This window comes from Pectobacterium sp. HCp5_1 (assembly GCF_032905925.1).
GTDB classification, from domain to species: Bacteria; Pseudomonadota; Gammaproteobacteria; order Enterobacterales; family Enterobacteriaceae; genus Pectobacterium; species Pectobacterium brasiliense_A.
The window spans coordinates 63,391-87,368 of the sequence record NZ_JAUMIO010000007.1; the positions used below are offsets into that span (position 1 = coordinate 63,391).

15 protein-coding genes are annotated in these 23,978 nt (G+C 54.8%); 13 read left to right on the forward strand and 2 right to left on the reverse strand.

The window, feature by feature from the left end; all coding sequences use genetic code 11:
* Positions 1 to 7 precede the first annotated feature (7 nt).
* The 11 genes from ptsP (at position 8) to recD (ending at position 18,241) form a co-directional block, all read left to right on the forward strand.
* Entirely contained in the window at positions 8 to 2,254 is a 2,247-nt protein-coding gene (gene ptsP / locus Q3A88_RS07615; protein ID WP_317177679.1) for a phosphoenolpyruvate--protein phosphotransferase, read from the forward strand.
* Between the two features lie 226 nt (positions 2,255 to 2,480).
* Positions 2,481 to 3,347 (forward strand): prolipoprotein diacylglyceryl transferase, encoded by an 867-nt coding sequence (gene lgt, locus Q3A88_RS07620; protein ID WP_110163609.1) that lies wholly within the window; start codon positions 2,481 to 2,483, stop codon positions 3,345 to 3,347.
* Positions 3,348 to 3,383: 36 nt separating this feature from the next.
* The gene (gene thyA / locus Q3A88_RS07625; RefSeq protein ID WP_039312476.1) at positions 3,384 to 4,178 is read left to right on the forward strand and encodes a thymidylate synthase; all 795 of its coding nucleotides are present in this window, start codon (positions 3,384 to 3,386) and stop codon (positions 4,176 to 4,178) included.
* 176 nt (positions 4,179 to 4,354) lie between these two features.
* Positions 4,355 to 4,858, forward strand: coding sequence for a prepilin peptidase-dependent protein (locus tag Q3A88_RS07630; RefSeq protein WP_110163554.1), 504 nt, complete (start codon positions 4,355 to 4,357; stop codon positions 4,856 to 4,858).
* Entirely contained in the window at positions 4,852 to 5,478 is a 627-nt protein-coding gene (locus Q3A88_RS07635; RefSeq protein WP_317177680.1) for a prepilin peptidase-dependent protein, read from the forward strand. Before Q3A88_RS07630 ends, Q3A88_RS07635 begins: the two co-directional genes overlap by 7 nt.
* A complete protein-coding gene (locus tag Q3A88_RS07640) occupies positions 5,475 to 5,930 on the forward strand; it encodes a YgdB family protein (RefSeq protein ID WP_268198388.1) in 456 nt (151 codons plus the stop codon). The genes Q3A88_RS07635 and Q3A88_RS07640 overlap by 4 nt, the downstream gene beginning before the upstream one ends.
* The gene (locus tag Q3A88_RS07645) at positions 5,917 to 6,312 is read left to right on the forward strand and encodes a prepilin-type N-terminal cleavage/methylation domain-containing protein (RefSeq protein WP_227528263.1); all 396 of its coding nucleotides are present in this window, start codon (positions 5,917 to 5,919) and stop codon (positions 6,310 to 6,312) included. Before Q3A88_RS07640 ends, Q3A88_RS07645 begins: the two co-directional genes overlap by 14 nt.
* 57 nt (positions 6,313 to 6,369) lie before the next feature.
* Positions 6,370 to 9,768: an exodeoxyribonuclease V subunit gamma gene (gene recC, locus Q3A88_RS07650; RefSeq protein ID WP_317177681.1), complete on the forward strand. Its 3,399-nt coding sequence runs from the start codon at positions 6,370 to 6,372 to the stop codon at positions 9,766 to 9,768.
* A 96-nt stretch (positions 9,769 to 9,864) separates the two neighbouring features.
* Complete coding sequence (ptrA, locus tag Q3A88_RS07655; protein ID WP_317177682.1) at positions 9,865 to 12,801, forward strand: pitrilysin; 2,937 nt, start codon at positions 9,865 to 9,867, stop codon at positions 12,799 to 12,801.
* The gene (gene recB, locus Q3A88_RS07660) at positions 12,798 to 16,379 is read left to right on the forward strand and encodes an exodeoxyribonuclease V subunit beta (RefSeq protein WP_317177683.1); all 3,582 of its coding nucleotides are present in this window, start codon (positions 12,798 to 12,800) and stop codon (positions 16,377 to 16,379) included. The genes ptrA and recB overlap by 4 nt, the downstream gene beginning before the upstream one ends.
* The gene (recD, locus tag Q3A88_RS07665) at positions 16,376 to 18,241 is read left to right on the forward strand and encodes an exodeoxyribonuclease V subunit alpha (protein WP_317177684.1); all 1,866 of its coding nucleotides are present in this window, start codon (positions 16,376 to 16,378) and stop codon (positions 18,239 to 18,241) included. Before recB ends, recD begins: the two co-directional genes overlap by 4 nt.
* Positions 18,242 to 18,366: 125 nt before the next feature.
* Here the strand turns inward: recD and Q3A88_RS07670 are convergent, their stop codons facing one another.
* Entirely contained in the window at positions 18,367 to 19,389 is a 1,023-nt protein-coding gene (locus Q3A88_RS07670) for a LacI family DNA-binding transcriptional regulator (protein ID WP_317177685.1), read from the reverse strand.
* Between the two features lie 326 nt (positions 19,390 to 19,715).
* Between Q3A88_RS07670 and Q3A88_RS07675 the strand changes: the two genes are divergently transcribed.
* Positions 19,716 to 20,912 (forward strand): L-talarate/galactarate dehydratase, encoded by a 1,197-nt coding sequence (locus Q3A88_RS07675; RefSeq protein WP_010286465.1) that lies wholly within the window; start codon positions 19,716 to 19,718, stop codon positions 20,910 to 20,912.
* Between the two features lie 102 nt (positions 20,913 to 21,014).
* Here Q3A88_RS07675 and argA read toward each other — a convergent pair whose 3' ends face one another.
* Positions 21,015 to 22,358, reverse strand: coding sequence for an amino-acid N-acetyltransferase (gene argA, locus Q3A88_RS07680; RefSeq protein WP_170310700.1), 1,344 nt, complete (start codon positions 22,356 to 22,358; stop codon positions 21,015 to 21,017).
* A gap of 364 nt (positions 22,359 to 22,722) precedes the next feature.
* Here argA and amiC point away from each other — a divergent pair, with 364 nt between their 5' ends.
* Complete coding sequence (amiC, locus tag Q3A88_RS07685; RefSeq protein WP_039516693.1) at positions 22,723 to 23,967, forward strand: N-acetylmuramoyl-L-alanine amidase AmiC; 1,245 nt, start codon at positions 22,723 to 22,725, stop codon at positions 23,965 to 23,967.
* Positions 23,968 to 23,978: the final 11 nt, after the last annotated feature.

The following is a 23,978-nucleotide window of genomic DNA, read 5'->3' on the forward strand; positions in this document are numbered from 1 at the left end:
GCACATTATGCTCACGCGCTTGCGAGAAATTGTCGAAAACGTTGCGGCAACGGCCCGCCTTAGTGATGCGCTGGACATTCTGGTCAATGAGACCTGTCAGGCTATGGACACGGAAGTCTGTTCCATTTATCTGGCTGATCACGATCGTCAATGTTATTACCTGATGGCAACGCGCGGGTTGAAAAAGCCGCGCGGGCGCACGGTTACGCTGGCGTTTGGGCAAGGTATTGTCGGGCTGGTCGGGCAACGTGCTGAGCCCATCAATCTGGCCGATGCGCGTGCACATCCTAGTTTCAAATATATCCCCGCCGTGAAAGAGCAACATTTCCGCTCTTTTCTTGGCGTTCCCATTATCTACCGTCGCCACCTGCTGGGCGTACTGGTGGTGCAGCAGCGTGAACATCGTCAGTTTGATAAAAACGAAGAATCGTTCATGGTGACGCTGGCCACGCAGATGGCCGCTATTCTTTCCCTTTCACAGATAAAAACGCTCTTCGGTCAATACCGTCAGACGCGCGTTAAGGCGCTGGTGGCTGCACCCGGCGTGGCGATTGCCCCCGGCTGGCAGGATTGTACTCAGCCTTCTCTGGAACAGGTTTTCCCCGCATCGAGTCTGGACAGCGAGCGTGAGCGCTCCCGTTTAACGCAGGCGCTGGAAGAGGCAACGGCGGAATTCCGTCGCTTCAGCAAGCGGTTTAGCGCCAGCGCGCAGAAAGAGAGCGCGGCGATTTTCGATTTGTACTCGCACTTGCTGAACGATGCACGGCTCAAGCGAGAACTCTTTCAGGAAGTGGATGCGGGCAATGCCGCCGAATGGGCCGTGAAGCTGGTGATCGAGCGCTTTGCCGCGCAGTTCACCAATTTGCAGGATACTTATTTACGCGAACGGGCGGGCGATCTGCGTGCGTTGGGGCAACGACTGCTGTTCCACCTCGACGATAACGCGCAAATCATGGGGCAATGGCCTGAGCGCTTTATCCTCGTGGCGGATGAATTAACCGCCACGCTGCTGGCGGAACTGCCGCCGGAGCGTCTGGCGGGCGTAGTTGTCTATGACGGTGCCGCGAATTCGCATGCGGCGATTCTCGTCCGTGCCATGGGCATTCCGACGCTGGTGGGCGCAGACATTCAGCCCGAACTGCTGCATCAGCGACAGCTGATTATCGACGGCTATCGCGGTGAGCTGCTGGTCGATCCTGAACCCGTGCTGGTACAGGAATACCAGCGTCTGTTGACGGAAGAAAATGAGCTGACTCGTCTGGCCGAAGGCGAGATGGAACAGCCTGTCGTACTGAAAAGCGGCGAACGCATTCAGGTTATGCTGAATGCGGGGCTCAGCGCTGAACACGAAAAACGCTTTATCAATCAGGTTGATGGAGTAGGTCTGTATCGCACGGAAATCCCGTTTATGTTGCAAAGCGGATTTCCGTCTGAAGATGAGCAGATGGCGCAATATCAAAGCATGTTGGCGCTTTACCCTACGCGCCCCGTGATGCTGCGCACGCTGGATATCGGCGCGGACAAGCCGTTGCCTTATCTGCCTATTAGCGAAGAGAACCCGTGCCTTGGCTGGCGTGGCATTCGTATTACGCTCGATCAGCCTGAAATCTTTCTGATTCAGGTGCGCGCGATGCTGCGTGCCAACGCGCATATTGGCAATCTCAATATCCTGCTGCCGATGATCAGCAGTCTGGATGAAATCAGCGAAGCGCGTCGCCTGATCGATCAGGCCGCAGGCGAAGTAGAAGAATTGCTGGGCTTCCCGCAGCCCAAGCCGCGAATTGGGATCATGATTGAAGTCCCGTCGATGCTGTTCCTGCTCCCTCATCTGGCTTCCCGCATCGATTTTGTTTCGGTTGGTACCAACGATCTGACGCAGTATCTGCTGGCGGTAGATCGTAACAACGCTCATGTGGCATCGCTTTATGACAGTCTGCATCCTTCCATGTTGCAGGCGTTGAATATGATTGCCGTCGAGTGCGAGCGGCACAATATTCCGCTTTCCGTGTGTGGTGAAATGGCGGGCGAAGCGCTCGGCGCACTGCTGCTGACGGGGTTGGGGTATCGCTCGCTCAGTATGAACGGACGTAGCGTTGCACGAATTAAATATCTGCTGCGCCAAATTACGCTGGCGGAATCGCAGGCGTTGGTGAAGCAATTACTCGGTGCGCAGAGCGCGACGGAAGTCCGACAGTGGGCGGCGATCTTCATGGAAGAGCGCGGATTGGGCGGCTTGATTCGCGGCGGACGCTAATCCGTCGCGGTGCGGTATTGACGGATATATCAAGATTTAATTGCGAGTAAATGTTTAACAACGACTCAATGTTTTACAGAACTTTTCCCCTCCGCGATCAACGAGCGTGGGCGCGTATGCTATGATTCGCCACCGCGGTTCGCAGGAACGGATTCATTCTCCTGCCTTTTGCCTATCAATGACAATCCCAAAAGTAGGGATAACACAATAAAATATGTGGTGAATGATGACGACAAGCTATCTGGCGTTTCCTCAGTTTGATCCCGTGATTTTCTCAATCGGCCCGCTGGCGCTGCACTGGTATGGGCTGATGTATCTGGTGGGTTTTGTATTTGCCATGTGGTTGGCGGTGCGTCGGGCGAATAAACCGGGGAGCGACTGGACCAAAGATGAAGTCGAAAACCTGCTGTATATGGGGTTCCTTGGGGTCTTCGTCGGCGGGCGTCTGGGCTATGTCCTGTTTTATGCCTTCCCGTCATTTCTTGAAAACCCGCTCTATCTTTTCAAAGTCTGGGATGGCGGCATGTCGTTCCACGGCGGCTTAATGGGCGTTATCTGCGTCATGCTGTGGTTCGCTCATCGCACCAAACGCCATTTCTTCCAGGTTGCTGATTTTATTGCCCCTCTGATTCCTTTCGGGCTTGGTGCTGGCCGACTGGGCAACTTCATCAATGGCGAACTGTGGGGACGCGTGACGACGGATACGCCGTGGGCCATGCTGTTTCCTGGTTCGCGCGGCGAAGATATGGCGCTGGCCGTCAGTAACCCGCAATGGCAGGCGATTTTCAATCAGTACGGCATGCTGCCGCGTCATCCTTCCCAGCTGTATCAAATGATGTTGGAAGGAGTGGCGCTGTTTATCATTCTGAATCTCTTTATTCGTAAATCTCGGCCGATGGGCAGCGTTTCAGGGCTTTTCCTTATCGGTTATGGCATGTTCCGAATCATTACTGAATTCTTCCGCCAGCCGGATGCGCAGCTGGGGCTGTTCGGTGGCCTGTTCAGCATGGGGCAAATTCTGTCTCTGCCGATGGTGATCGCTGGTATTCTGATGATGGTCTGGGCCTACCGCCGTCAGCCTGCACAGCAATAATCCGCCGTCCTTCTTTAATATTTGTGGTGAGGTAGTATGAAACAGTATCTGGATCTGATGAAAAAAGTGCTTGAAGAGGGCACGCCGAAAGCCGACCGTACCGGCACGGGCACGCGTTCTATTTTCGGCCATCAGATGCGTTTCAACTTGCAGGACGGGTTTCCGCTGGTTACCACCAAAAAATGCCACCTGCGTTCGATTATTCATGAGCTGCTCTGGTTCCTGAACGGCGATACCAATGTTGCTTATCTGCATGAAAATAAAGTCAGTATTTGGGACGAATGGGCGGATGAGAACGGCGATTTGGGGCCGGTTTACGGCAAACAGTGGCGTTCGTGGGGCGCTGCCGACGGTCGTGAGATCGACCAGTTGAAGAATGTTCTGACCCAGTTGAGACAAGATCCAGATTCTCGCCGTATTATCGTGTCTGCCTGGAACGTGGGTGAGTTGGACAAAATGGCGCTGGCACCGTGCCACGCGTTTTTCCAGTTCTACGTGGCGGATGGCAAACTCTCTTGCCAGCTTTATCAGCGCTCGTGCGATATCTTCCTCGGACTGCCGTTCAACATCGCCAGCTATGCGCTGCTGGTGCATATGGTGGCGCAGCAGTGCGATCTGGATGTCGGTGATTTCGTCTGGACTGGCGGCGACACGCATCTGTACAACAACCATCTGGAACAGACGAATCTACAGTTGAGCCGTGAACCACGCGCGCTGCCTAAACTGGTGATTAAGCGCCGTCCGGATACGTTGTTCGACTACCGCTTCGAGGACTTTGAAATCGAGGGATACGATCCACATCCCGCCATCAAAGCACCGGTTGCGATCTAAAGCCTCTCCCATGTTTTCGAGGGCCGCGTAATGCGGCCTTTTTTGTTTCCCTCGTTTTCCCTACCTCTCCGCACGCTTTTTCTGTTGTTACATCGTTGCAGTAAAACATTGCGAGCCGCCGCGTATAACGCGATTAACACGCTGTTTTTACAGATAAGACTCACTATCCTGACGCCATGAAAACAGGGAATCGGCAACGGCGAGGGTTCACCTTGCTTGAATTATTGGTGGTGCTGACGATTGTGGCGCTGATGGCGGGTGGCGGTTTGCATGGCTGGATTCAGTATCAACAGGCAATTCGTCTGGAGCAGAGTGCGCAGCAACTGCTGGACTTTTTGAGTCGGGTTCAGGCGAATGCTTACTGGCATAACGAAACCCGTACGGTGAAGCTCATACCGCAGGGAGAACTATGGTGCATGGTGGCGGGGCAGAATGAAAAGCAGGCAGAGGAGACGTGCCGTGAGAACCATCCGGGGCAGTTTGTTCGCCATACGCAGGATGTTGTGCTGGCAAAGTTCACAAGCAACGTTTTTACGTTCTTTGGTTTGCGTAACGCGGCACAGGCCGGACACATTTCACTGTCGAATTCTGCGGGGCAGCTGCGTCTCATCATCTCGGTGAGAGGACGGATACGTCTGTGCAGCGAGTCGCAGGCTGTTCTGGCGATTCCCCTATGCTGAAACCGCTCGTGTTTAAACACACAAAATTGAGGCAACTAAGGCTGAGGTGTAAGCCGCGTGGATTCACTCTGCCAGAAATCCTGTTAGCACTGAGTTTAGGGAGTCTGATTATGCTGTCGGCGGCGCAGTTGTATCCTCTGCTACGCAGTCAAAGCCAGGACAGCGCACAGCTTTTCCGGCTGGAGCAATTGTTCAGTCAGGTGGCGATGGGGGTTGAGAAAGATATCCGTCGGGCTGGTTTTTGTGCGGGAACCTGTCAGGGAAAAGCAATTAGCATAGGGAAGTATCCGGGCGAGGCGGAAAACAGCTGTCTGAATGTCTCTTACGATCTGAACCGAAATGGGGTTTGGGATGGTGGGGAACAGCAGGATGCCGAGTCTTTTGGCTATCGCCTGCGCGGTCGGTCGTTGGAAATCCAGAGCGGGGCGCATAACTGTCAGGGCGACAGGTGGGAGAAGCTATTTGATCCGCAAGAGGTGGTGCTCACGGTGTTCCGGTTACAGCGCCTGTCTGCACAAAATGATGCGGCGTTGTATGAATTACAGCTCGCTGGCTATTGGGCCAAGCGTCCTGCCGTTCGGCAGCATACCACTCGCCTTATTCTTGGGCGCAGCCAATGAGAAAAGGACATCAGGAGGGAAGTGGAACGCTGGCTATGGTGCTGCTCATCGCCATTATCGGCCTGCTGTTGATGTCTGGTTTACAGCGCCAGCTTGATGCTGCCATTCAGGTGGGGAACGATGAACGGCACTATTTGCGAGCGTTCAATCAGGCATTGTCCTCGCTGAACTGGGGAAGGGGACAGCGTTGGGGAACGCTAACGGAAAACTGGCAGTGTCAGCGGCTGTCGGCAGAACAGCTCGTGGTGTGCCTGCGTGCGGCCTCGGATGGTGAACAAGGATTACTGCGTGGCGAAGGAACGCTTCCCGCTTCAGCGCGACCGTTGACGTTGTACCAACGGGTGTCCTTTTCGGCACTGTCGTCGGGCCAGATTGCGATTCAACCATTGGGTAACGGCTGGCTGGATTTTTGTCCTGATAAGGAGGTGACACGCTGTGATGCAACGGAATAGCGCGCTGAAAAAGGGGATTGTGAGCCATCAATCTGGCTTTAGCCTGCCGGAGACACTGGTGGCGGCGCTGCTGTTTGCCGTGTCGCTGATGGGGCTACTGCAATATCACCAAATCTTGCAGCAGTCATTTCAACACCAGTTGCAGCAGCGTCAGGCCTGGCGATTTGCGATGCAGCAGTTGGAGGCCTATGAAGCGGGTGTACGGTATAATCCGTCTGATATTGATAATACCGCGCCTCTTGCGAGTAAAAACTGGCAGTTTAGTGTGTCAGAGCAGCTCCAGAATGGAGAATGCCGTCAGGTAACGGCAAGAGTCATGACGCCACGTCGCTATCAGGCTACACTAAACCGTTGGTTTTGCCTGTCATCGCCTGTTGGGTAGGCATACCTGGGTAAACTATGAACTATAAATCGTAAGCCGCGGCGAGCAGGAGCCAGAATGTTTAGAATCTATCACTCTAATCAGTTAGATATCTTGAAAAGACTGATGGTTGAGCTGATAAAACGTCAGCCGCTTGCGGATCCCTTCCAGCAGGAAGTGATTTTAGTTCAAAGCCCGGGGATGGCGCAGTGGCTGCAAATTGAACTGGCTGGACACTTCGGGATTGCTGCCAATATTCAATTCCCGCTGCCCGGTGTTTTTTTGTGGAATATGTGTCGCCATGTGCTGCCGGATATTCCAAAAGAAAGCGCCTTCAGCAAGGATGCGATGACGTGGAAGCTCATGCATTTGCTGCCCGATTTGTTGGCTCAGCCTGATTTTGCGGCCCTTAACCACTATTTGCAGGATGACGATAACCAGCGCAAGCTGCATCAGCTTGCCGGACGCGTAGCGGATCTTTTCGATCAATACCTGATTTATCGCCCGGAATGGATCAAGGCATGGCAAGAAGGGAAACAGGTTGACGATCTCGGCGGGAATCAGCTGTGGCAGTCCGCGCTGTGGCGCGCGCTGGTGGATTACACGCGTGAACTGGCGCAGCCCGAATGGCACCATGCGATTCTGTATCAACGCTTTATTACTGCGTTAGAACAGGCAAAAACGTGCCCGAAAGGCCTACCGCCACGCGTTTTTATCTGCGGTATTTCGGCGTTACCCCCCATCTATTTACAGGCGTTGAACGCGCTGGCGCGTCATATTGATGTGCACCTGCTATTTACCAATCCTTGTCGCCATTACTGGAGTGACATTCAGGATTATAAATTTCTGGCGAAGCTAAAAGCCCGCAACCGCCGCTTACATCGCTTTGATGGCGAACAGGCTGATGAAACCCGCCCGCTCTTTCGCGATCCTTCACAGGCAGAAGCATTGTTCAACGACGACGGTAAACAGTCGATTAATAATCCGCTGCTGGCATCGTGGGGAAAGCTGGGGCGCGATAACCTGTATCTGCTGGCTGATTTGGATAGCGTGCAGGAGATCGACGCTTTTGTTGAGTCGGATGGCGAAAATCTGCTGCAAACCTTGCAGCGCGATATTCTTGAACTGGAAGACCACGCGGTAGTGGCCGTCAGTCAGGAAACGCAGAACACCAGCATGCAAAAACGCCTGCTGGCTCTCGACGATCGTTCGATCGATTTCCACGCTTGCCACAGCCCGCAGCGTGAAGTGGAAGTGCTTCACGATCGGCTGCTGGCCATGATGGCTGACGATCCTGAACTGATGCCGCGTGATGTCATTGTGATGATGGCGGACATCGACAGCTATACGCCGTTTATTCAGGCGGTGTTTGGTAACGCGCCAGATAACCGCTACCTGCCTTTTGCCATCTCCGATCAGCGTGCGCGACATGCGCATCCCGCCTTGCAGGCGGTAATCAGCCTGCTGGATTTACCGACGAGCCGTTTTACGGCGGAACAGGTTCTGGCATTGCTTGAAGTGCCCGCGCTGGCCGCGCGTTTCGGTATTCAGGAAGAAGGGCTGCGGCGTCTGCGCCTGTGGGTGGTGGAATCCGGCGTGCGCTGGGGACTGGATGACGACAATGTACGCGATCTGATGCTGCCGCCAACAGGGCAGCATACGTGGCGTTTTGGCCTGACGAGAATGCTGCTGGGCTATGCGATGGACAGTCAGGTCGGCGACTGGCAGGGCGTGCTGCCTTATGATGAATCCAGCGGATTGATTGCGGAACTGGCCGGTCAACTGGCCGAGCTGCTGATGCAGATTCACCACTGGCGTCAGCGCCTGTCTCAGCCGCGCGTGCTTGTCGACTGGCTACCGTTATGTCGAGAGCTGATCGAAACCTTCTTTGACGCTGACAGTGAGACCGAAGCGGCGCTGGCGTTAGTTGAAAAACAGTGGCAGTACGTGATCGGTATGGGCACGATGGCGCATTATCCGCAACAGGTGCCAATCTCCCGGTTACGTGATGAACTGTCGCGGCGTCTCGATCAGGAGCGGCTCAGCCAGCGTTTTCTTGCTGGTTCGATCAATTTTTGTACGCTGATGCCGATGCGTTCCATTCCGTTCAAGGTCGTGTGTTTGTTGGGCATGAATGACGGCGTTTATCCTCGAACGCTGCCACCGCTCGGGTTCGATCTCATGGGGCGGAAAATCAAGCGCGGCGATCGTAGCCGACGTGATGATGACCGCTATCTGTTTCTTGAGGCGCTTTTGTCGGCGCAGCACAAACTCTATATCAGCTATATCGGGCGCTCGATCCAGGATAATACGCGTCGCTATCCTTCCGTATTGGTCAGCGAACTGACGGAATATATCGCACAAAGTTACGTCCTGCCGGGCGATGAAACGCTGGATATCGATAGCAGCGCGGAGCGCGTGGTGAAGCACCTTTGCCGCGAACATAGCCGTATGCCTTTTGATGCGAATAACTTCCTGTCTGCACCGCAGCCGTTGAGTTTTGCGGCCGAGTGGCTGGCGGCGGCGAACCGAAAAGGGGAAGCTCAGCCTGATTTCGATCGCGAAGCGCTGTCCGCAAGAGCGAGTGATAGGGATGTCAGCCTGGACGATTTGAAGCGTTTTTATCGTCATCCTGTGCGAGCCTTTTTTCAACTGCGGCTTGGTGTGAGTTTCATGCTGCACAGCGATGAGCTGTTGGATGAAGAGCCCTTTGTGGTTGATAGCCTTAACCGCTATCAGTTGAATAGCGAGTTGCTTAATACCTTGATTAATGAAGGCGATACGGAAAAACTGTATCGCCGTGCCAGAGCCGCAGGTGAGTTACCCTATGGTGCGTTCGGCGAAATTTACTGGCAGGAACAGCAGCAGGAGATGGCGCAGTTGGCTGCGCGTGTGCGTGATGAATTAACGCCGTCGCTGTCGGTGAGTCGGGAAGTGGATATTCTCCTCGACGGCGTGCGCGTCAGCGGATGGCTGAATCAGGTGCAGCCGGATGGCTTGCTGCGCTGGCGTCCCGGCACGCTTTCGATGAAGGATGGCATTACGTTGTGGTTGGAGCATCTGGCCTACTGTGCAACGGGCGGGCAGGGTGAAAGTCGACTGTATGGGCGGGAAGAGACGGCGTGGCGTTTTGCTGCCTTGTCGGAAGTACAGGCCAGAGAGCATTTATCTGTCATGCTGGATGGCTATCGTCAGGGAATGAGCAAGCCGCTGTTATTGCTCAATAAAGCGGGGAGCGCTTGGTTGGCTGAATGTTATGATCGCGAAAGCGATAGCCTGCGGTCGGATGAGGAGGCGCAGAACAAAGCGCGCGCCCGTTTACTGCAAGCCTGGCAGGGCAACATGGGAATGCGGGGTGAGGGGGAGGATTATTACCTGCAACGCATCATCCGTGAGTTGGATGAAAAGCGAATGAATGAGGTGATTGAAGCGGCGCAAATCTGGCTACTGCCACCGTTCCGCTCTAATCTGGCGTGATGAGTTTGTTTTGGGTAATGCCCGAGTCGATTTCGAGGTGCGAGAAGATAACGCACTGCAACGTGAAAAGTGATGGATATGAGGTTGGAGAATTGCATGCGTAAACAGTGGGTCTGGATTACCGGGTGGTTTCTTTTATTCACATTCTGGCTTCCGGCGAGTTGGGCTGAGACGGGCTGGCAGCCGCTGGCTCAGACGATTCGAAAAAGCGAAAAAGATCCGCGGCAATATCAGGCGATCAAACTGGATAATGGAATGACCGTTCTGCTGGTTTCCGATCCGCAGGCACCCAAATCGCTGGCATCACTGGCGTTGCCTATTGGCTCGCTGGACGATCCCAATAATCAACTGGGATTAGCGCATTACCTCGAACACATGGTGCTGATGGGATCGAAACGTTACCCAGAGCCAGAGGCGCTGTCCGAGTTTTTGAAAAAGCATGGCGGTAGCCACAATGCCAGCACGGCGTCTTACCGCACGGCGTTTTATCTGGAAGTGGAAAATGACGCGCTGCGGCCAGCCGTAGATCGGATGGCGGATGCGATTGCGGAACCGCTGCTCGATCCGGTGAATGCCGATCGTGAGCGTAATGCGGTCAATGCGGAATTAACGATGGCGCGTTCGCGTGACGGTCACCGCATGGCGCAGGTGGGGGCGGAAACGCTGAACCCGGCGCACCCAAGCGCACGTTTTTCGGGGGGGAATCTTGAAACCCTGAGCGATAAACCCGGGAGCAAACTGCATGATGAGCTGGTGAAGTTCTATCAGAAATACTACTCCGCCAACCTGATGAAAGGGGTGATTTACAGCAATCAACCTCTGCCTGAACTGGCGAAACTGGCGGTTGATACCTTCGGGCGCATTCCTAATCACAACGCTAGCGTTCCTGCGGTTACCGTTCCTGTGACGACGGAAAAGCAGCGCGGCGTAATGATTCACTATGTTCCTGCTCAGCCGAGAAAACAGCTGCGCATTGAGTTTCGCGTCAGCGATATTAGCCAGGAATTTCGCAGCAAGACGGATACCTACATAAGCTATCTGATCGGCAACCGCAGCCAGAATACGCTCTCTGACTGGTTGCAAAAGGAAGGGCTGGTTGAGTCTATCGGTGCGGGTTCTTCGCCGATCATCGACCGTAATGGCGGCATGTTCGCTATTTCAGCCTCGCTGACCGATAAAGGTCTGGCACAGCGTGATGAAGTGATCGCTGCGATATTCCGTTACCTGCAACAAATTCGCACAGAAGGGATTCAGCAGCGCTATTTTGATGAGATCGCGCATGTTCTGGATCTGGATTTCCGCTATCCGTCCATCAGCCGTGATATGGACTACATCGAATGGTTGGTTGATACCATGCTGCGCGTGCCGGTCGAACATACGCTGGATGCGCAGTATGTTGCCGATCGCTACGATCCGAAAGCTATCGCCGCACGACTGGACGAGATGACGCCGCAGAACGCGCGCGTCTGGGTCATCAGCCCGAATGAGCCGCATAATAAAGTGGCCTATTTTGTCGATGCGCCGTACGAGATGAATAAAATCCCGTCAGCAACATTCACAAAATGGAAAACGCTGGGGCAGAAAATGTCACTGTCGTTGCCGACGATCAACCCCTATATCCCGGATGATTTCTCCCTGATCAAAACCGATAAGGCGATCACTAAACCGACACTTCTGCTGAACCAGCCGGGGCTACGCGTGCTGTATATGCCAAGCCACTACTTCGCTGATGAGCCGAAAGCGGAAATCACGCTGTTCCTGCGTAATCAGGAAGCGCGCAGCACCGCCCGTAATCAGGTGCTGTTTGCGTTAAACGATTATCTGGCAGGTCTGGCGCTGGATGAACTCAGCTATCAGGCTTCGATCGGCGGCATCAGTTTCTCCACTCGCAGCAATGATGGTCTGGTGATTAGCGCCAATGGTTATACCCAGCATTTGCCACGATTGCTGCTGACGTTGGCGGATGGCTACGCCTCCTTTACCTCGACGGAAGCACAGCTGGAGCAGGCAAAGTCCTGGTACATACAGCAATTGGATGCGGTAGAGAAATCAAAAGCCTTTGAACAGGCGTTACAGCCGGTTCAGGCGATATCGCAATTGCCTTACTTTGAGCGCGCAGAACGTCGTAACCTGCTGAAGGATATCCGTTTACAGGACGTGGTTAACTACCGCAAAGACCTGCTGCAAAAAGCTACGCCGGAAATGCTGGTCGTCGGCAATCTGGCACCAGAGCGTGTTACCGAGCTGGCGAATACGCTGAAGGCGCATCTGAAGGCTGGTGGCGAGAATCTGTCGCGCAGCGATGATGTCAAAGTCAGTAAGCCACAGCTTGCTAATCTACAGCGCCCGGGCAGCAGCACGGATTCTGCGTTAGCAGCGGTGTACGTACCGACGGGGTATTCGGAAACGGAAAGCATGGCGTATAGCTCGGTGCTGGGACAGATCGTTCAGCCGTGGTTCTACAGCCAACTGAGAACGGAAGAGCAACTGGGCTACGCGGTGTTTGCCTTCCCGACGACGGTCGGCCGACAGATGGGCATTGCCTTCCTGCTGCAAAGCAACAGCAAACAGCCTGCTTATCTGTATCAGCGCTATGAAGATTTTTACCTGAAAGCGCAAAAACGACTGCGTGAAATGAGTGAAGAAGAGTTTACGCAGTATAAGCAGGGCGTGATGAATGAACTGAACCAGCGTCCGCAAACCTTAGGTGAAGAGGCTAGCCGACTGCGTCGCGATCTGGATCGGGAAAATTTCGCTTTTGATTCACGCGAGAAACTGCTCGAACAAATCAAACCGCTGACGGTCACGCAGCTGGCAGACTTCTTCCAGAAGGCGCTGAAGCCTGAAGGGCTGGCGATTTTGTCGCAGGTTTCCGGCAGCCATCATGGTAAAGCCGACTATGCCGCACCGAAAGGATGGCATACCTACGCGGATGCGTCTTCATTGCAGAAAACGTTACCGCGTGAGAAAGCGCCTACGATGATCCCAGCGCCAGCGGCATCGACAGCGGTCGGTAAGGTTTCAGCAGAATGAAAAATGCCGCGCCGCAATCATTAGACGTTATGACGTTGCCGCTCCTCGGGGAGCGGCTGATTGAGGCGTCGGCCGGAACGGGGAAAACCTATACGCTGGCTGCGCTTTACCTGCGCCTGCTATTGGGGCTGGGGAAGCAAGCCGCGTATCCACGTCCACTACTGGTCGAAGAAATTCTGGTTGTGACCTTTACGGAGGCTGCGACCGAAGAATTGCGGGAGCGTATTCGTGCCAGAATTCACGCTTTGCGCATCGCCTGCCTGCGTAAAAGCGCCCAGGGTGAAGAAGCAGATAAGCCTAAAGATACGTCGCTAGCGCAGCTGCTGGCGGAGATTTCGGACCACCGCGATGCGGCCGACGTATTGCTGGCGGCCGAACGCCAAATGGACGAAGCGGCGATCTACACGATCCACGGCTTCTGCCAGCGTATGCTCAGTACCAATGCGTTTGAATCCGGCGTGCTTTTCGAACAGGTGCTGATAGAAGATGAACAGCCGCTGCGCCGTCAGGCCTGCGCTGATTTCTGGCGTCGTTACTGCTATCCGCTGCCAGTCGAAGTCGCACGCATTGTCGGTCTGGAGTGGAAAGGGCCAGAAAACCTGTTGGCCGATCTGGCGCCTTATCTGCATGGTGAAGCGCCTGCGTTTCGCTTGCCGCCAGAAGAAGATGAAACGCTGCTGAGTCGACATGAGAAGATCGTGGCGACGATTGATGCATACAAACAACGTTGGCTTGCGTCAGCCGCGGATTTGGAAGCGCTGATTAGTGCTTCTGGCGTCGATAAACGCAGCTACAGCAGTAAGCATCTTCCCAACTGGCTACAGAAAGTCACGCTGTGGGCAGAGCAGCCGACGCTGGATTACCAACTGCCGAAAGATCTGGTGAGATTTACCCAGCAAACGCTAATCGAGAAAACGAAGAAAGGCGAGCCGCCTGTTCATACCCTTTTTGAGGAGACCGAACGGCTGCTTGAAGCGCCGCTGTCGCTGCGCGATTTAGTCATTGTTCGTGCGCTGTCGGCGATCCGCGAGTCGGTGAGTGAGGAAAAACGACAGCGTGCAGAGCTGGGGTTTGACGATCTGCTGAGCCGTTTGGATGTTGCGTTGCAACAGCCTGGCGGGGAACAGCTTGCCAGTGCCATTCGCGAACGCTATCCGGTGGCGATGATCGATGAATTTCAGGATACCGATCCTCAACAGTACCGTATTTTCCGAACGCTATACGTCGGGCAGCCGCAGTGTGGGCTATTGCTGATCGGTGACCCTAAGCAGGCTATTTATGCGTTTCGCGGTGCGGATATTTTTACCTACATGCACGCGCGCGGAGAAGTCGCCGCGCATTATACGCTGGGTACGAACTGGCGCTCGTCGCACCAGATGGTACATGGCGTTAATCGTCTGTTTGAACGCCTCGATTCTCCTTTTATTTTTCAAAACATTCCTTTCCTGCCGGTCAAGCCTGCTGAGTCTAAGCGCGGTTTGGTGTTTGAGGTCGCAGGGCAGCCTCAGCCTGCGCTGCAATTCTGGCTAACGGGTTCAGAACCGATTGGCGTAGGAGATTATCAACAGCAGATGGCGCGTCAGTGTGCGGCGCAGATTCGTGACTGGCTGGCGGCCAGTCAGCGCAATGAAGCCTGGCTGGTTACTGACGACTCCCGCCGTTTGGTCAGGGCATCCGACATGAGTGTGCTGGTGCGTAGCCGGCGTGAAGCCTCGCTGATTCGTGACGCGCTGAGCCGTTTGTCCATTCCCTCTGTATATCTGTCCAATCGCGACAGCGTATTCAGCACGCCGGAAGCCAGCGATATGTTGTGGCTGCTGCAGGCGGTGCTTGCACCGGAACAGGAGCGCACGTTACGCAGCGCGATGGCGACGGCCCTGATGGGGCTGGATGCCGAACAGGTTGATGCATTAGGGCAAAGCGAAGCCGCGTGGGATGCGTTGGTCGATGAATTTGCAGGCTATCGTACTCTGTGGCGTCAGCGCGGCGTACTACCGATGCTGCGTGCGCTGATGAGTCAACATCATCTGGCGGAGAACCTGCTGGCGAGCGCGGAGGGAGAACGCCGCATTACCGATATTCTGCATATCGGTGAGTTATTGCAGGATGCCTCCGCAACCCTTGATAGCGAACATGCGCTGGTGCGCTGGCTATCACAGCAGATTGTTCAACCTAATCCGCAAGCAGAGAATCAGCAGCTACGTCTGGAAAGCGATCGTCACCTGGTGCAGATCGTGACGATCCACAAATCGAAAGGGCTCGAATATCCGCTGGTATGGCTACCTTTCATCAGCAACTTCCGCGTGCAGGATCAGGGGATTTATCACGATCGCGAAAGCTATCAGGCCGTGTTGGATCTGCAAAATAATGAAGAAAGCCAGACGCTAGCGGAAGAAGAGCGGCTGGCGGAAGATTTACGTTTGCTGTATGTCGCGCTAACCCGTTCTATCTACCACTGTAGCGTAGGCGTTGCGCCGGTTCAGCGATCGCGTAAGAAAGACGGCAGCAGCGATATGCACCAGAGCGCGCTGGGCTATTTACTCCAGCGCGGTAAAGAAGCTGAAGCTGCCACGTTAGTCAGCGAGCTGGAAGGCATGGTTGGCGACGGTATCGCATTAACGCCGCTACAGGCGACGGAAGAACAGCGTTGGCAGCCGGATAGACCGGAACTGGCAGAGCTGCGGGCTCGCCACATCGAACGCCAACTGCGCGACGGCTGGCGAGTAACCAGCTATTCGGGGCTTCAGCAGCAGGGTTCTGCAAGCGCGCAGGATCTGGTGCCGCGTCTGGATATCGAAGCGATAGGCGAGCGTCAGGAGGCGGATGAAACCCAACTGACGCCGCATACATTCCCGCGCGGCGCGAGTCCGGGAACGTTTTTGCATAGTCTGTTTGAAACGCTGGATTTCACCCAGCCCGTTGAGGATGACTGGTTAGCCGAACAGCTGCAGCTACAGGGATTTGAAGCGCACTGGCACCCGGTGTTAAAGGCGTGGATGGATACGCTTTTGCATACGCCGCTTAATGAGCAAGGGATCGCGCTATCGGCGCTGGATAACGCCGATAAGCAGGCCGAATTACAGTTCTATATACCGATTGATGCGCCAATTCAGGCGGCGCAGCTCGATCGGCTGGCGAAATATCACGATCCGCTATCTGCACGCTGTCCGGCGCTCTCTTTTCAGCAGGTGAAAGGCATGCTGAAAGGGTTTATCGATCTGGTGTTCCGCTGGGAAGGGCGTTATTACCTGCTGGACTATAAGTCCAATTGGCTCGGCCCTGATGCCAGTGCGTACACCCAAACGGCCATGATGCAGTCGATGGCCGAACATCGCTATGACTTGCAATACCAGCTCTACACGCTGGCTTTGCACCGCTATCTGCGTCATCGCATTGCGGATTATGACTATGAGCGCCACTTTGGCGGAGTGTTTTATCTGTTTTTACGCGGCGTTGAAGTGTCTCACCCCGGCAATGGCATCTTTGCCTGTCGTCCCTCTGCTGAATTTGTTTTCGGGCTTGATGCGCTCTTTAAGGGAAAGACGCCTGACGATGCTGATACAGGAATTCCCTCATGATTGCGTTACTTGAAACGGCACTGGCGCGGCGGTTACTGCGCCCGCTGGATGTTCAGTTCGCCAGAATGCTGGCGGATGAGACAAAGCCCGATCTGCTGTTGGCCGCTGCCTGCCTGAGTGCACATTCGGGCGCGGGGCACGTGTGTTTGCCGCTGGAGAACTTGCAGGCCCAGACGCTGTTTGACGGCCGCGAGCCTGAGCTGGCCCAACAGCTGCTCACGGAGGCAGGGCTAAACACGGTTGCCGCATGGCGGCAGCGCTTACTGGCGTCCGATGCCGTCAGCGACGGAAGCCAGCCGACGCCGCTGGTGTTGCAAGGAGAAAAGCTGTACTTACAGCGTAGCTGGCAGAGTGAAGGCCGCGTGGCGCGGTTTATCGCCAGCGAGCGCGATACGATCCCCGTCGATGAACCCGCGATCCGAGCGGTTCTGGATCGGCTGTTTCCTGACGTGGGCGAAGAGGTTAACTGGCAGAAGGTCGCTGCGGCTGTCGCCTTGACGCGCCGCATTGCGGTGATTTCCGGCGGGCCGGGAACGGGGAAAACCACTACGGTGGCCAAATTGCTGGCGGCGCTAATTGAGCTGAATACGGGAGAAACGTTACGTATTCAACTGGCTGCGCCGACCGGGAAAGCGGCTGCGCGGCTCACGGAATCGCTGGGGCAGGCTCTGCACCGTCTTGCGGTGGATCCATTGTTGCGGGATGCGTTTCCGCAGGAAGCGACAACCCTGCACCGGCTGTTGGGGGCGGTGACAGACAGTCAGCGCCTGCGTCACCATCAGGACAACCCGCTACATTTGGATGTGCTGATTGTGGATGAGGCGTCGATGGTCGATCTGCCGATGATGGCAAACGTGATCGCCGCGCTTCCGCCACACGCCAGAATTATCTTTCTGGGTGACCGCGATCAGCTGGCGTCCGTCGAGGCGGGAGCGGTATTGGGCGATATTTGTCGTTTTGCCGAGGCTGGCTATAGTCGTGCACGGGCGCAGCAATTGCAGCGGCTGACGGGCTGTAAGCTGGATGAAAGCGGCCCTGAAGGGCAAACGACAGTCAGTGACAGTATTTGTCTGTTACGCCGGAGCTACCGTTTCGATCCGCATTCCGGTATTGGTCAACTGGCGCTGGCGGTGAACGGTGGCGATGATGCTCGTGTGCGTACGGTGTTAAACGGCGAGTTTGCCGACATTACCTGTAGCCCGTTAACCGAGGCTGAAGAGTATCAGGCCATGCTGGCGCAGTGTGTCGAAGGGTATCGTGATTATCTGCAACTTATTGCGGCGGGAGCCACGCCGGACGCTGTGCTGCTTGCCTTCCAGCGCTATCGTCAGCTGTGCGCATTGCGCGAAGGGCCATTTGGCGTAGCAGGGCTGAATCAGCGCATCGAGCAGGCTTTGCATCAGGCTGGGCTGATTCAGCGCAGCCGTAATCCGCTTAACCGCTGGTATCCCGGCCGACCGGTCATGATTGAACGTAACGATGCCGCATTAGGTCTGTTCAATGGGGATATCGGTATTGCCATGACGGGAGACAGTGGGGAACTGCGCGTATTTTTCCCGTTGCCAAATGGCGAAACCAAAGACGTTACGCCAAGCCGTCTGCCGCCGCATGAAACGGCCTATGCGATGACGGTGCATAAATCGCAGGGATCGGAGTTCGATCATACGGCGCTGGTGCTGCCGAACCACTATTTACCGGTGCTGACGCGAGAGCTGGTGTATACCGCGATCACGCGTGCGCGCCAGCGTTTGTCACTCTATACCGACGTTCGCATTCTCTGTCGCGCGGTGAAAACGCCAACGCAGCGCTATAGCGGCTTGGAAGAGAGAATTAGCGCACGGATGAATGGCGACACACCTTAACGCATTTGCGTTGCAGACTGACGAGGCTCACTGCGGGCCGAGTCGGTAAAGGCAGCCAACGTACATGCAGTTTGACGTGTGGCGGATAGAGCGTCAGGTGGTTAGAGCGTCAAATGAATAGAACGTCAGGCGGATTCGCGTTCAATCAGCGAAAAACCAATATCCACAACAGGGGAGGGTACGCTTTTTCCCTCAATCTTTTCTGCCAGCATTGCCGCCGCGTCGGTGCCGATCTTCCAGCGATCGACTCTGACCGTGGTAATGGTCGGTGTGCTGTGTGCAGCGAAATCGAGATCGCCAAATCCCATGACTGCCAGTTGCTTCGGTACGGCTAATCCTCTGGCGGCGGCTTCGATCATCACGCCCTGTGCCAGCGTATCGGAACTGCAAATAATGGCATCAAAATCCTCGCCATCGGCGAGCAGTTCGCTGAGCCCTTGTCGCCCTAGCGCCATCGTCGCAGGCCACGGGGCAATGGCTTCACGCACGTAGCTTCCCGGCTGTTTTTGTATGACGTCGTAGATCCCTTTCTTACGCAATCCGGCACGTGCGTCTTCAGTCCAGACAAGGCCAAAGCGCGAATGTCTTTTACCCAGCAAATAGTGCCCGATGGCGTTCCCGATGCTTTCATGGGAAAAACCGACCAGCATATCGAGCGGCGTCGGGGTGAGATCCCAGATTTCGACGACGGGGATCGTGGCGTTGAGCAGAAGACGTTTGAGCTCGGGCGTGTGGTGAATACCAGTGAGAACGATCCCGTCCGGGCGACGAGAAAGCAGGGTAGCGACAAGCTCCGCCTCGGATTCATTGGTATAGCCAGCGACGCACAGCAGCATGTGGTAACCGCGAGCGGCCAGCTCATCGCTGATCGCCTGAACGGTATCAACGAACATGTTGTTATTGATTTGTGGCACCACGACGGCAATCAGCTTACTGCGTCGGGAGGCGAGCCCGCCCGCTAACATATTGGGGATATAACCCGTGGCGCGGACGGCTTCCATCACCTTGTTCATGGTTTCTGCACGAACAATCTTCGGATTGTTCAACGCGCGGCTGACGGTCATGGGCGAAATACCTGCGGCACGCGCCACATCTTCAAGCGTGGGAGCACGTGGCGGCATGCTGCTGGCGTTCTTATCGCGTTTCAATCACGGGTTCCCTTCTGAGGCTGCGCGCACATTCACATGTCGCTGGATTATCGTTGATGGCACATCGGTTTACCAGTCGCCTGTGTTTCTGACAACCTGCCGAATTGTCTCGCTTTTTCGGGCTGGATCCAGAGCTGGTCAGGCAGTAATCCCGTTGTATCCTCTTACTTTTTTTGGTGATTGCGCAATCATTAATTTTGTCTATCGATGAACAGTTTTATCGTGATAATGATTATTATGTGATCTGTATTGCATGTTTTTTCTTCATTTATCGCTATCTTCCTTCTGTTTATGAATGTTAGCGCAATCATTTTACGAGGTGAGACATGACCATCAGTGCAAATTCAGCAGCGGTTAGCTATGCAAAAGTCACGAACGTCAGAACGGCCGCCGAGTCGGGCGATCGAATCGAATGGGTAAAACTCTCTCTGGCGTTTTTGCCGCTGGCAACGCCGGTGAGTGATGCGAAAGTACTGACCGGAAGGCAGAAACCGCTGACCGAAGTCGCCATTATTTTTGCGGAAATCCGCAGTCGTGATGGATTTGAAGGGGTCGGATTCAGCTACTCCAAGCGGGCGGGCGGACAGGGCATTTATGCCCACGCGAAAGAGATTGCCGATAATCTGCTGGGCGAAGATCCAAACGATATCGATAAGATCTATACCAAGCTGCTGTGGGCTGGCGCATCGGTTGGCCGTAGTGGGATGGCGGTGCAGGCGATTTCTCCGCTCGACATCGCGCTGTGGGATATGAAAGCCAAACGTGCAGGCCTGCCTCTGTCGAAGCTGCTCGGCTCACACCGTGATTCCGTGCAGTGCTACAACACCTCCGGCGGCTTCCTGCATACGCCATTGGATCAGGTCCTAAAAAATGTCGTGATCTCCCGTGAAAGCGGTATCGGCGGGATAAAACTGAAAGTCGGGCAGCCGAATACGGCGGAGGATATCCGTCGCCTCACTGCGGTGCGCGAAGCGCTGGGAGATGACTTCCCGCTGATGGTGGATGCCAATCAACAGTGGGATCGTGAAACGGCGATTCGGATGGGCAGAAAGATGGAAGCCTTTAACCTGATCTGGATTGAAGAGCCGCTGGATGCCTACGATGTGGAAGGCCATGCGGCGTTGACGGCGGCGCTGGATACGCCGATTGCGACTGGCGAGATGCTGACCAGCTTCCGCGAGCACGAACAGCTGATCCTCGGTAACGCCAGTGATTTCGTCCAGCCGGATGCACCGCGCGTAGGCGGGATTTCACCTTTCCTGAAAATCATGGACCTGGCCGCGAAGCACGGCCGTAAATTGGCACCGCATTTTGCGATGGAAGTGCACTTGCATCTGGCTGCAGCCTATCCGATTGAGCCATGGCTGGAACACTTCGAGTGGCTGAATCCGCTCTTCAACGAGCAACTAGAGCTGCGCGATGGGCGAATGTGGGTATCCGACCGTCTGGGGTTAGGATTTACGCTGAGTGAACAGGCAAGGAAGTGGACAACGCTAAGCTGTGAGTTTGGCAAACAGCCATAAGCGGATGAAAATGTCGTGAGAGAATGAAAACAGCGTGAGCGAATGAAAACAGCGTGGCCGATTTTACGATCGGCCACGAGAAGTGTTATCGAGTGGAATAACTCAGAGATCTAGCACCAGAATCTTCGAGCGACGCTGGTAGTTATACAGCGCCTGCTTTTTCTTCGGCAGCATTTCCACTTCGGCGGGTAAAAAGCCGCGCTCCTGGAACCAGTGGATGCTGTGCGTCGTCAGCACGAACAGCTTTTGCAGACCCTGCTGACGCGCCTGAGCGGCAACGCGCAGTAACAGCATATCGCCGCGTGATGAGCTGCGGTAATCCGGGTGAACCGCGACGCAGGCCATTTCGCCGATGCTTTCTTCCGGGAACGGATACAGTGCGGCGCAGGCGATAGTCAGGTTATCACGTACCACGACGGTGAATTTGTCGATCTCCATTTCCAACTGCTCACGCGAGCGTCTGACCAGAATACCTTGCTCTTCCAGCGGGCGAATCAGCTCCAGAATACCGCCAATGTCATTGATGGTCGCACGGCGAACCTGCTCGGCGCTTTCCATTACGATCTGCGTACCGATACCGTCACGTGAGAACAGTTCTTGCAGCAGCGCGCCGTCGTCCTGATAGCTGATCAGGTGGCTACGGCGTACGCCGCTGCGGCAGGCTTTGACCGCGCCGCGCAGGAATCGAACCGTACCCGAATGGTAATCACCAGCCTGTTCCAGTGCATCAATACGCTGCTGTGCATCGTCGGGGAACAGTTCGGAAATGATGTTGCCTTCTTCATTGGTCACACCCTGCGAGGAGCAGAAACCGATCATCTTTTCCGCTTTCAGCTTAATAGCGAGCTGGGTCGCGACCTCTTCCGAGGTTAAATTGAAACTTTCACCGGTGACTGAAACCGCAACCGGGCCGAGCAGCACAATTGCACCGCTATTCAGCTGGCGGTGAACGGCTTCTTCATCAATGCGGCGAATACGGCCGCTGTGGCAGTAGTCCACACCGTCATCCACGCCAAGCGGCTGCGCGATAATAAAGTTACCGCTAACGACATTAATGTGGGCACCTTGCAGCGGCGTGTTGTTCAGGCTCATCGACAGCCGGGCAGTGATGTCCAACTGCAGCATTCCTGCCGCCTGCTTGACCAGCTCCAGCGTGGTGCTGTCGGTGATGCGGGTATTTTTATGGTAGAGAGGTTCGTAGTGATGCGTTGTCAGGTTGGCATCGATCTGCGGGCGAGCGCCATAAACGACCACCAGCTTGATCCCCAGACTGTGTAGCAGCCCGATATCATTTACGATGCTAGAGAAGTTGGCATGTTCAATGGCTTCGCCACCTAACATGATGACAAACGTTTTGCCACGGTGGGCATTGATATAGGGAACTGAATGGCGGAAGCCCTGAACCAGTTCTGTACTCCGTTCCTTCACTGCGAGCCCTCTTTGCATTTTTATTCGTAATTTCTGTATTTTTATTCTTTATGACGTAAAAGGCAAGAGGAAGTATTAACCAGAAAAGTCAGGATTCTGTTTCATCTTGCTACCATGCCCTAAATAATTCGAGTTGCGTGAAGGCGGCAACCGCGCGAGTCCCCGGGAGCTTACATAAGTAAGTGACTGGGGTGAGCAAGAGAAGCCAACGCACATGCGGCTTGAAGTATGACGGGCATGCAAAGGATTTTTGCATGACAGCGTGGAACAGATTCGTTAAAGTTTTTGACAATTTTTACCTTTATTCATTTTTTAATGGCCTATCCCGTGCATTCGCAACACAACAATGCAGGATAGCGCACAGCAATCAGATCGGAGCGGCATGTCTCATTCGAATCATCATCTGACTCGACGGCGTCTATTACAAAGCGCAGCAGCAACCTGGCTGTTAAGCGTAAGTGGTGTAGGAATAGCAGCGACGACGCAGGTCGTGGCCGTGCGCGTCTGGCCGTCCTCCGCCTATACCCGCGTCACGCTGGAATCCAATCACCCGCTGAAATATAAACAGTTTAGTCTGAGTAATCCTGAGCGCATCGTGGTGGATATCGAAAACGTTCATCTGAACAGCGTACTGAAGGAGATAGCCAGCCAGTTTAAGTCAGATAACGACCCGCTGATTAAAGAAGCGCGCATCGGCCAGTTTGATAAAACCACGGTGCGCCTGGTGTTAGAGCTCAAGCAGCAGGCGACGACTAAAGTCTTTACGCTGGGGCCAGTGGCTGAATTCAAGCACCGACTGGTGCTGGATTTGTATCCCGCCGCAGGGCGCTACGACAACGAAGACGATCCGCTGTTGGCGCTGCTGGAGGATTACAACAAAGGCGATCTGGAACGTACGCTGCCAGCAGAAGCGCCGAAAGCCGGGAAAGCCGGGCGGGATCGTCCGCTGATTATCATGCTCGACCCCGGTCACGGCGGTGAGGATCCCGGTGCGATTGGCAAGAATAAAACGCGCGAGAAAGACATCGTGCTACAAATTGCCCGTCGCTTGCGCAAGCTGATCGACAACGAATCCAACATGAAAGCCTATATGACGCGTAATGAAGATGTGTTCATTCCGTTACGTGTACGGGTGGCGAAAGCGCGCAAGCAGCGTGCCGATCTGTTCATTTCGATTCATGCGGATGCGTTTACCAATCGAGCTGCAAGAGGATCGTCGGTTTTTGCCCTCTCGAAGAAAGGGGCAACCAGTACTGCCGCCAGATTTCTGGCAGAGACCCAGAACGAATCGGATTTGATCGGTGGCGTGAGCATGAGCGGCGACCGCTATCTGGATCACACCATGTTCGATCTGGTGCAGACCGTGACGATTGGCGACAGCCTGAAATTTGGTAAAGAGATCCTGACCCGACTGGGCAGGGTGAATCGTCTGCATAAAAACAGTGTCGATCAGGCTGGGTTTGCGGTACTGAAAGCACCGGATATTCCGTCTGTTCTGGTTGAGACGGCATTTATCAGCAATCTGGAAGAAGAGCGCAAGCTACGTACCAGCCATTTCCAGCAGCAAATTGCGGAATCCATTTTTGCAGGAATTAAAGCCTACTTTGCCAGTCAGGCTGAGCGGTAGTTGATGTTGCA